The sequence below is a fragment of the Nocardiopsis sp. TNDT3 genome (assembly GCF_003427465.1).
Lineage (GTDB): Bacteria > Actinomycetota > Actinomycetes > Streptosporangiales > Streptosporangiaceae > Nocardiopsis > Nocardiopsis dassonvillei.
The window spans coordinates 1-1,916 of the sequence record NZ_QPFC01000301.1 but is presented as its reverse complement, the minus strand read 5'-3'; the positions used below and the strand labels follow the sequence as shown (position 1 = coordinate 1,916).

Here is a 1,916-nt window from a genome sequence, read left to right as displayed (position 1 = left end):
CGCCCGGCCCCCGCCGGACGGCCGCGCCGGGGGAGGGACCTCCTGGCGCGCCCCGCGGTCAGGGCGCTGACGGCGTTGGCGGCCACCACCGCCCCGATCGCCGCCCAGTCCGGACCGTCCAGCTCCTGGCCCAGCACCACCAGCCCCGCCAGGGCGGCCATCACCGGGTGCACGCTCATGAACAGGCCGAAGAAGCGGGCCGGGACACGGCGCAGGGCGAACAGGTCCCCCAGGAACGGGACGGTCGAGGACAGCACCCCCGCCGCCGCGGCACAGGCCAGGGCCGCGGGCGTGGGCGGGTGGTGCGCCAGCACCCACGCCCCGACCGGCACGAACAGCAGCGCGGAGACCCCGGCGGCCGCGGCCGAGCCCTCGATGCCCGCCACCCTCCGCCCCACCGTGCGGTTGAGCAGGATGTAACCGGCCCAGCAGGCGGCGGCCACCAGGGCCAGCGCCATGCCCAGGTGGTCGCTGCTGGGCTGCGGGCGCATCAGCACCGCCACCGCGCCCCCGGCCGCCAGGGCGCACCCCAGGTCCACCCACCGGCGCGAGGCGGCCAGCGCCACGGCCAGGGGGCCGAGGAACTCCAGGGTCACGGCCAGGCCCAGACCGATCCGGTCGACGGCGAGGTACAGGGTCAGGTTCATTGTCGCGAAGACCACGGCCATGGACAGCACCGGCCACCACTGCGGCCAGGTCAGGGAGCGCAGCCGGGGGCGCCCCAGCGACATCAGCACCAGTCCCGCGACCCACTGGCGCACGGCCACCACACCGGCCGGGCCGATCACCGGAAAGGCCAGCGCGGCCGTGGAGGCGCCCAGCTGGTTGGACATCCCGCCGCACAGCATCACCAGAGTCCCGGCCAGACGCCCGCGGGCGCCCGGGTCCGCTCCGGACGCGGCCGTCAGCCGTGCCGTTCCCGTCGAGGTCTCCATGGGACGAGGATGCGACCCGGCGGCGCATACGCAAAATGCATGTGGAAGGCCGTCTATACGCTGTGCGTATGGATATGGAGCTGCGTCACCTGCGCTGCCTGGTCGCCATCGTCGACACCGGGAGCTTCACCGACGCCGCCCTCGAACTGGGCACCTCCCAGGCGGCCGTCTCGCGCAACCTCGCCGCCCTGGAACGCTTCCTGGGCGTGCGACTGCTGCACCGCACCAGCCGCGACGTGGCCCCCACCACGGCGGGCGTGCAGGTCCTGGCCCGGGCACGGGCGGTGCTGGCCGAGGCCGACAACCTGGTGCGCGAGGCCAGCACCGGGCACAGCCGCCTGCGCCTGGGGCACGCGTGGTCGGCCGTGGGCCGCCACACCGCCGAGTTCCAGCGGCTCTGGGCAGCCCGCCACCCCGACGTGGACCTGCACCTGGTGCGGACCAACTCGCCCACCGGAGGGCTGGCGGAGGGACTGTGCGACCTGGCCGTGGTCCGCGCCGCCTTCGACGAACGCCGCTTCGACAGCGCTCTGGTCGGCTGGGAGCGCCGTTACTGCGCGATGGCCTCCGACGACCCCTGGGCCCGACGCCGCTCCATCCGCCTGGCCGAGATCGCCGAACGCCACGTGCTCACCGACCGCCGCACGGGCACCACCACCGCCGAGCTGTGGCCCGAGCGGGCGCGCCCGGCCCTGGAGCACGTCAACGACATCGACGACTGGCTGGCCGGGATCGCGACCGGGCGCAGCGTCGGGATCACCGCGGAGAGCACCGTGACCCAGTACCGACGCGACGGCATCGCCTTCCGCCTGGTGGGCGACGCCCCGCGCGTCCCGGTCCGGGTGCTCTGGCGGCGCCACGACCCGCACCCGGCCACCTTCGCGGCCGTGGCACTGCTCTCGGAGCTGTACGGGGAGCGGAGGCGGTCCTGAACGGCACGGTCACGCGGCACCGTCCGGCGCCGCCGCCCGACCCACGGGG

At 75.4% G+C, this 1,916-nt stretch carries 2 protein-coding genes; one reads left to right on the top strand and one right to left on the bottom strand.

Going from position 1 to position 1,916, the window contains the following annotated elements; all coding sequences use genetic code 11:
• Positions 1–935, bottom strand: a 935-nt coding sequence (locus DQW06_RS08175; protein WP_198662406.1) for a DMT family transporter, incomplete at its 3' end; no start/stop codon positions are given.
• 68 nt (positions 936–1,003) lie between these two features.
• On the opposite strand from DQW06_RS08175, the gene DQW06_RS08170 reads away from it, so the two are divergent.
• Positions 1,004–1,867, top strand: a complete 864-nt coding sequence (locus tag DQW06_RS08170) for a LysR family transcriptional regulator (RefSeq protein ID WP_041552654.1) — start codon at positions 1,004–1,006, stop codon at positions 1,865–1,867.
• Positions 1,868–1,916 lie beyond the last annotated feature (49 nt).

Excerpts from the sequence above, each read along its gene's own strand:
- DQW06_RS08170 (WP_041552654.1), top strand. The coding sequence starts at position 1,004 with ATGGATATGGAGCTGCGTCACCTGCGCTGCCTGGTCGCCATCGTCGAC.